Annotated in this window: 6 protein-coding genes; 5 read left to right on the forward strand and 1 reads right to left on the reverse strand. The window is 43.7% G+C overall.

Features of this window, described 5'->3' with window-relative positions; translation table 11 throughout:
• The first annotated feature begins 45 nt into the window (after window positions 1–45).
• From ACKI3C_RS05925 to ACKI3C_RS05945, 5 genes are all read left to right on the forward strand, one after another.
• The gene (locus ACKI3C_RS05925) at window positions 46–1,122 is read left to right on the forward strand and encodes a YeiH family protein (RefSeq protein WP_407403028.1); all 1,077 of its coding nucleotides are present in this window, start codon (window positions 46–48) and stop codon (window positions 1,120–1,122) included.
• Window positions 1,123–1,220: 98 nt separating this feature from the next.
• Window positions 1,221–1,979: a ZIP family metal transporter gene (locus ACKI3C_RS05930; protein WP_407403030.1), complete on the forward strand. Its 759-nt coding sequence runs from the start codon at window positions 1,221–1,223 to the stop codon at window positions 1,977–1,979.
• Window positions 1,980–2,071: 92 nt separating this feature from the next.
• Entirely contained in the window at window positions 2,072–2,959 is an 888-nt protein-coding gene (locus ACKI3C_RS05935) for a helix-turn-helix domain-containing protein (RefSeq protein WP_407403032.1), read from the forward strand.
• 670 nt (window positions 2,960–3,629) lie between these two features.
• Complete coding sequence (locus tag ACKI3C_RS05940; RefSeq protein ID WP_407403034.1) at window positions 3,630–5,273, forward strand: site-specific DNA-methyltransferase; 1,644 nt, start codon at window positions 3,630–3,632, stop codon at window positions 5,271–5,273.
• Between the two features lie 12 nt (window positions 5,274–5,285).
• Complete coding sequence (locus tag ACKI3C_RS05945; protein ID WP_407403036.1) at window positions 5,286–6,779, forward strand: DEAD/DEAH box helicase; 1,494 nt, start codon at window positions 5,286–5,288, stop codon at window positions 6,777–6,779.
• On the opposite strand, the gene ACKI3C_RS05950 is transcribed toward ACKI3C_RS05945, so the two are convergent.
• Window positions 6,771–8,023, reverse strand: a 1,253-nt coding sequence (locus ACKI3C_RS05950; protein ID WP_407403038.1) for an IS1380 family transposase, incomplete at its 5' end; no start/stop codon positions are given. The genes ACKI3C_RS05945 and ACKI3C_RS05950 overlap by 9 nt on opposite strands.

Here is an 8,023-nt window from a genome sequence, read left to right on the forward strand (position 1 = left end):
TCCTCATGCAAACTAAATTAGGAGTGAAAAAAGAGAATTATTGATATGTATAAAAAAGTCATTTACATCCTTATTGTAGCAGCGTTGAGCATTTCTTTACTTGCAGCATTTATTACAAAACAATTTAGCGTCAACCTCGGTGCAATGGATTGGATGGCACATTGGGTGTCATCGCCTGTAGCTCTTTTGCTGGGCATTGTGTTTGCTCTGACTTTCGGAGCGACTTTTGAGAAATTCACTAAGCTGATGTCAAAGAAGATGTTGCAGTACTCGGTCATAGGACTGGGTTTCGGCATGAATGTCAATCAGGCTCTTGCATCGGGCAAGGAAGGAATGCTGTTTACGATCGTCAGCGTGTTTGGCACGCTCGCTATCGGTTGGCTGATAGGCAGGAAACTGCTTAAGGTTGATAGAGATACAAGTTATCTTATCTCATCGGGCACAGCCATCTGCGGAGGTTCAGCTATTGCCGCAGTAGGTCCTGCAATAAAGGCGAAAGCCGAGTCGATGTCAGTGGCCCTTGGAGTGGTTTTTGTGCTGAATGCCGTAGCGCTCTTTGTCTTTCCTTACATCGGTGATGCAATTGGCATGACAATGAAGGATTTTGGCATGTGGGCAGCTATTGCCATTCATGATACGAGTTCGGTTGTAGGAGCAGGCTCGGCATACGACGCCATGCATCCTGAAATGATGGCGAGCGAGGGAGTTTCGGCTCTGGAAGTTGCCACTACCATCAAGCTTACCCGTGCCCTGTGGATTGTGGCGTTGGTGCTTGTCACCCCTTTCATCATGCGAAACGACGATGAAAGCGAAAAAGGAGGGAAAGCATGGTATCATGCTATTCCTCGTTTCATCATCTGGTTCGTCATTGCCATTCTTGTGAACACCTATCTGCTGTCAAACTCATCGCTTCTCGGCGATGATGTGGTAAATATCGGTACCGGAATAAGTGGCGCTGTCAACCAGCTTGCTAAGCATCTCATCACGTTATCGCTTTTCTTCATTGGAGCCGGACTTACACGTAAGACGCTTAAAGCCGTCGGGATTCGCCCCCTTATACAAGGCATTCTGCTCTGGGTTACCATCAGTTGTGTATCGCTGGCTTACATACTGTGGATATGAGTTGTGTGACTCAGCTAAAAGTGAAAGAGTATCACTGTTTTGTAGCGCTAAAATACTCGTTTACATCATAAGATTGAACAAGAGCAAAGATACAACACATGAATAGTGTATGGATTAGCGCCATAGGACTATGCGGCGCGACATTGATAGGAGCAGTTCTGGGGTTCGGTATCAAGGAACTGCCTCACAAATGGAACGACACAGTGCTTGGCTTCTGTGCCGGAATAATGCTTGCTGCTTCCACGTTAGGTCTTATTGTACCGGCTTTCGATGGCGCGGGGGGTACTAATTGGTGGATGGTTGTGATAGGAGTGATGTCAGGAGCATGGTTTCTCAATGTACTAGACTTGGTTACACCACACCTTCACCACATTACAGGTCTTGACGAAGAGGAACATCGCAACAATGCATCGCTTAATCACATACTCCTTTTTGTGTTGGCTATTGCGCTTCACAAATTGCCAGAAGGAATGGCCGCAGGTGTCAGCATGAGCAATGTCAGTTCTGGTGAAACATCGTGGACAGTGTCATTGGGAATTGCAATACAGAACATACCTGAAGGCATGGTCATAATTGCTCCGCTGCTTGTAGCAGGAGTGACACGTAGTCGTACACTGGCAATATCTATCGCAATAGGACTTCTTGAAGTGGTAGGAGTGTGGTTAGGATTCGCACTGGGGACAGCATCAACAATGTTCTTGCCCGTCATGCTTGGCTTTGCTGGCGGGGCAATGCTCTATGTTACTAGTGATGAGATGATTCCCGAAACTCATGCCCATGGTTATCAGAAGCAAGCAACTTACGCCCTTCTTCTTGGCTTTATGACATTGCTTGTGATTGAACGGTTTTTTGAATAATCCTAAAAATTGGTTATTACTCCAATAATTCAGGTATGCCTAAATGTAAATAATGTGAATACCTTTGTGTCCGAAAACATTTTAAATAAATAATGCAAAAAATTTATTTAGACACAATACAGCAGTTCAACGACTATAATGGGATGGAAACGCTTCATCCTCTTGTAAGTGTTGTGCATGTTGAGAGCACGGAGCATATCAAGGAATGTATGATGCACTATGGCTTCTATGCGCTCTATCTGAAGGAGAACAAAGGATGTAAACTCTCGTATGGTCGCACCGAGTATGACTTCGACGAGATGACTGTAACCAGTTTTGCACCAGGACAGGTGGTGACTATTGAACCGAATCCTGAGGTTCCGTTTGCTAAATACGTTGGTTTGGCATTCCATCCCGATCTTCTCAATCGCACATCATTGGGCAAACAGATGAGTCGTTATGAGTTTTTTGACTATACGAGCAATGAGGCACTGCATCTTTCAGCACAAGAGGTTGAAATCTTCAAAGGTGTACTTGCCATGATAGAGCAGGAGTTGCATCACGCCATCGACAAGCATACACGCGAACTGGTGGTAAGCCATATCGAACTCCTTCTCAACTACTGCCTCCGTTTCTACGATCGCCAGTTCATCACACGTGAGGAAATCAATCACAGCGTAGTGAAGAAATTCCTTTCCCTTCTCGATGAATACATTGTCAACAAAGCAGAATATGAGGGCTTACCCACGGTCGCCTACTTTGCTGACAAGTGCTGTCTCTCTACTGGTTACTTCGGTACACTGGTAAAGACCGAAACAGGCCGAACTGCCAAAGACCTTATAAACGACAGAATTCTCGCCAAAGCCAAAGAAATTCTCCAATCTGAGACATTATCAATCAACCAGGTGAGCCAGCGACTTGGCTTTGAATATTCACAACATTTCATCCGCTTCTTCAATGCTATGACGGGAAAGACACCTACACAATGGAGGGCAGCGTAAATACTTTTATGTTCCATTTGCTACGTTCACTATATCAAAACACCAATTAGTGTTAAATTCTACCATAAATTATTTAAATCAATGTTTCCTTTGCCAATAATTTAGTAATTTTGCAGTAAAATAATATGTGAGGGAACAAGAAAACCTCTACACAAGACCTCCTAATACGAGGCTGAAAAGTCGCGTACTATCAATCCTCGTCACCTCGAATATAAGGATTTGCAGGAGGAATAAAGTTAATTTAGTTACAAATAACAACAAATTAGTTAAACAATAAAAGAAAATTACACGTTCCGCCATCAGGTCCAGGCTATGCCGACCTCAAAGGCCAACGAAACAAAATAGAAATTACTTAAATATTAACATATTAACAAACAGCATTGACTATTATTTCGCGTTCAGAAAAAGAAAAAGCCTGAGAAACTGATTTCTTTTCACCTGAAAGGATTTCGGAATAATTTGTTCACGAGGATTGTCTGACAAGAAAGATTATCCCTTTAATGTCATCCATTAGTTGATGTTCATGCCAATGGTGTGGACTTCATCCTGGATGACATGCGGGTTTCTCTCTCAGGCTTCCCGTGAACGCGAATGGAAAGGTCTGCACCTTTCTTTTACTCCGTTCATCGCATAGTTGAAAGAGTAGGCATTGCTACTAAGGAAAACAACTATGGCAGAGAACAGCATTACAGCAACTCGCGAAGGGCTTATCGCGGAGATTCAACGGCGTGTTGATGACAAAATACTTGAGCAGACGAATGCCGAATTGCTAATAAAACTTATTCGCGGTGCAGATACATTAGACGAAGCAATGGCTATTGCTCAGTTGGGTACAACATACAAACGTACAGGACTCCATTATGATAAACGCCTTGAAAAACAACGCGGGAACACGATAAAGTATTTCAAGAAAAATAAAGAGTTAAGTTTCACTGATGGTACGGATTCTCCGCATCACAAATTGATAATTGGTGACAACTACGATGCTTTGCAAAATCTTCTCATCCAATATCGTGGAAAAGTGGATGTTATCTACATTGATCCACCATACGGAAAGGACAGCATGGGTGAGTTTGCAAACACAAACTATGATAATGCTATAACAAGAGATAATCTTTTGTCAATGCTACATCCAAGGTTGATGTTGGCAAAACAACTGCTTAGCAATACTGGTATTATCTTCTGTAGTATAGATGATAGAAACCAATCATACGTAAAATGTTTACTAGATGAAGTATTCGGGGAAAGCGCATTTCTTTTCAATGTACCACGTCAAACAATAAAAGGAGGAAAGACAACCACCTCTATATATAAAAATCATGATTATGTACTTGCTTATAGTATGAATATGGAAATACAACTGGCATTATTGGATACCGACACATCAAGTTATAATTTGGAAGATGAATTTGTAGAGACACGAGGTAAGTACAAGGTTACTCAAACATTAGATTATGATTCGTTATCCTATTCTGCGACTATGGATTATGTCCTTAATTATGAGGGAAAATGCTTTGTTGCAGGTGGTGATAGAGAAAAGAGGGAAAAGCGAATCAACGGCAATCATGCCAAGCAAGATTGGACTTGGCGTTGGAGCGAATCAGATATTCAGTGGGCAGCAGAGAATAAACTGCTCGTCCTAAAAGGTAATCGTATTTACACAAAAACTTACGAAAAATGTCGAAAAAGAATAGGTCGGGCAGAACTGCAATTTTTTACAAAAAAGCAACAAGCGTATTCATCCTTGATGTATGTAGAAAATGATTTTTCTAACAATATAGGTAAAAAAGACCTTAATTCTGTCATCCCTGGTGCAAATGGATTCTTCAAAAATCCAAAACCAATCTCTTTAATAAAAGCCTTAATAGATCTTGTATTATCAAATGAGGATGCGATTGTTCTTGATTTCTTTGCGGGAAGTGGTACCACAGGACAAGCTATACTGGAGAGAAATAAAGAAGGAAACAAAGCGATGTTCATTCTATGTCAAATCAATGAAATAACAAACGAAACACCTAATGGTATTGCGTACGATGTAACCACAAAACGAATTAAACGTGTAATGACTGGAACGTGCTATGATGGAACATCAGACTTTAAATGGTTGAAAAACAATCAACCTTATGGTGGCAATCTTGATGTATATGAGATAGATTCTGTATCGAATGCTGAGCATGTTTGTGGCAAGACTCCCTTTGATGTGATTGACGAGACGCTTTATGGACATGAGAAGTTTACTACTCTTGAAGACAAGATACGATGGGTATGTGAAAACTTTGAGATTACTCAAGATAAACTTGTTGAGAAGAAATAATGAGTTGCTACTATGCTACAAGAAGTTATTCAACTACACGATGAAGCAGTAACTGCTCTCGTTGATAAGATAGCTAGAAAGAATGTTATCACATTCAAGTCTCCTACAGGAAGTGGAAAGACTCACATGATGGCTGACTTTATGGACAGAATATTGAGCGAAAGAAATGACGTGATTTTCCTTGTCTCGTCACTCTCAAAAAGTGAATTGGCAAAACAGAACTATGACAAGTTTTGCGAGTGCAAGGAGCATGGAGAGTTCTCACATCTAAGCCCTTACCTGATATCAAGTGAAGTGTCGGGCGAGGAAGGACCGTTTGTGCCAATAGATTACAATGTCTATGTTCTGCCACGTGATTTGTATAAAAAAGGAGGACGATTAATGCAAGGAGCAATGGATAACTTCTTGCAAACCATCACAAGCAATTTGTTTGGCAATGGCATGAACAAACAGGTCTATCTGATAAAAGATGAGTGCCATCAAGCAACCAACAATCTTGATTCAATCTCAAAAGATTACTTCTCCAAAACCATCAATATGTCTGCTACGCCTATACTATCCCGAGGGCAAGTTCCCGATGTAGAAATTACAGAAGAAGCAGCTGTTAATGCAAGACTTATCAAGACAGTAGAATGGAATGAGCAGGACAGTGATGTTGCAGAAGCCATTGAAAAGTTGGAAGAGATAAAAGAGGAATATCGCAATCGGCTTGATGTAAATCCCTGCTTGATAATACAGATTTCAAACAAGGATAAAGCAAATGATGATTTGGCTCGAATTTATGATGTGCTTAATAAGCCTGAACATAAGGATTTGAAATGGATGCTTATTGTTGATAAACATAAGGATTGCAATACCAACGATGTTTTTAAGGCAAAGAAACTGCCTGTCTCGAAGTGGAAAGATTACGCAAAAAGCAAAGAATCCACCATTGATATAATTATCTTCAAGATGGTCATTACCGAGGGGTGGGATATTCCTCGTGCTTGTATGTTATACCAGATGCGTCCAACGCAGAGCAACCAATTAGATGAACAGGTTGTGGGACGTGTAAGACGTAATCCTCGACTCCTTGATTATGAACGTTTGTCGCCCGAGGCACAGGAACTTGCAATGAAAGCATGGGTGTGGGGAGTCAAAAAGCAGGAACAACAAAAAATGTTTTATGCAACTCTTTTTGAAGAACCTACAGATATTACTAGCAAGATAAGGATTCGCACAACAAAATTGAAAACATTATCCCACAAGCCAGGCTTTGACATTCATGAATTTATGGATGAGCAGACTGATGATAATAGGTATGCCGACATCTTTTCTCTATATCCTCAAATCCGCAGTATAAAATTTGTTAACGTTTTTGCACGCGTTAGAGGGGCATCGCCTGGCCGGATCGGTGGCAACGTGCTAAGTTCTGTGTATTTTTGTCACGAGCGGGCACACTGCCCCTTTCCCCAATCCTTTCGGACGGCGGTGTTAAGTACCAGCAAGTCAAATTTGTCAGCCTGAGGCTTTCCATAGCTTCCTGTAAGGCCGTCTCGTGTGCATCACGAGCACGTTCTGCCTTGCCCTTACAACCCATTTGGCTGGTACGGCGATGAAGCGGAACACAAATCGCTTCATGCGGGAGTTGGGCCCTATGCCGAAATCCCGCATGTCCCGGTCGTCAATGATAAACAGGTAGAAGTTGCGGCACATGGCGGTGATGAGCATGAACACGGCATTCTCGTTCATGAACGACTTGGGCAGGTGCTTCCATGCGAAGTCGTTGTTCATCTGGTCTAATGCACGCTCCTTGCCGCCTCGCTGGTTGTAGTACTCGATGACCTGCTCGTCCTCCATGTCCCAGTCGTTGGTGAGGATGCAGCGGTAATCATACATCCCGTTGAAGATGTCGCCCTGCCTGCGCATCTTGCGCTGCACGACGAGACGCAGGTGCCTGATGCCGTCAAACTTGTAGAACGGGAAGGAACGCACCTCGTACCGCTCGTTGTTGATTTCAACGGTCTTCCAGTCGGTGCGCAGCGGGTCGTTGACCAGCCCGGTTATAGACTGGCAGTGCTCTGCCCTGATATAAAACTTGTCGCAGTATCTCAGGCACATCTCCACAACCTTCCTTGTGTACGAGCCGCAGTCCATCCTTGCTCGCCCTATCCTTATGCCTGCGGCTATTATCCTGCGGAAGACGCGCTCCAGCGTCTCTTCCTGCATGAAGGTGACCGGGGTGTTGCCGTCACGGTTCTCCAACCCGATTATGTAGCTCCCGAGCATGGCCACGGCGGGGCTGTAGCCGGCGAACTTCTTGTAGGTCCACTGCGCATCGTACTTTCCCGCCTCAAGGAGCTCGTGGTCGAAGTCGAAGTCCATCGTGTCGCCGGGCACTATCTGCCCCAGGGCCACGAGCATGTCCACGAGCAGCTCGTTGAGAGCGTCGGCGGTGTTCACCTCATAGTCATTGCCCCTGGACGAGGTGTATGTTATGTTGTCAGTAGCCAGCTCGCTGATGCCGCGCAGCACGGTGTCGGGGCTCGGGACCCTTGTGCCGGGCCGTTGGCACAGGGTGTCCATCAAGAAGGTGTTGAGGTCTTCGATGCAGGAGCCGCCGCAGAAGCAGATGCTGAACATAGCACGGAAGATCTCGCTGTACTGAAATCCTCTGAACTGCGACCGTTTGCCCAGCTTATGGTCGATCAGCCAGCCCAGATGTTTGTCAAACATGTCAAGGACATAAAAAATTCCGCCGAAAGGAGTGA

The organism is Sodaliphilus sp., from assembly GCF_045598405.1.
Taxonomy (GTDB): Bacteria; Bacteroidota; Bacteroidia; order Bacteroidales; family Muribaculaceae; genus Sodaliphilus; species Sodaliphilus limicaballi.

Coding starts and splice junctions, on each gene's coding strand:
- ACKI3C_RS05935 (WP_407403032.1), top strand. CDS start 2,072: ATGCAAAAAATTTATTTAGACACAATACAGCAGTTCAACGACTATAAT.
- ACKI3C_RS05940 (WP_407403034.1), top strand. CDS start 3,630: ATGGCAGAGAACAGCATTACAGCAACTCGCGAAGGGCTTATCGCGGAG.
- ACKI3C_RS05945 (WP_407403036.1), top strand. CDS start 5,286: ATGCTACAAGAAGTTATTCAACTACACGATGAAGCAGTAACTGCTCTC.
- ACKI3C_RS05930 (WP_407403030.1), top strand. CDS start 1,221: ATGAATAGTGTATGGATTAGCGCCATAGGACTATGCGGCGCGACATTG.
- ACKI3C_RS05925 (WP_407403028.1), top strand. CDS start 46: ATGTATAAAAAAGTCATTTACATCCTTATTGTAGCAGCGTTGAGCATT.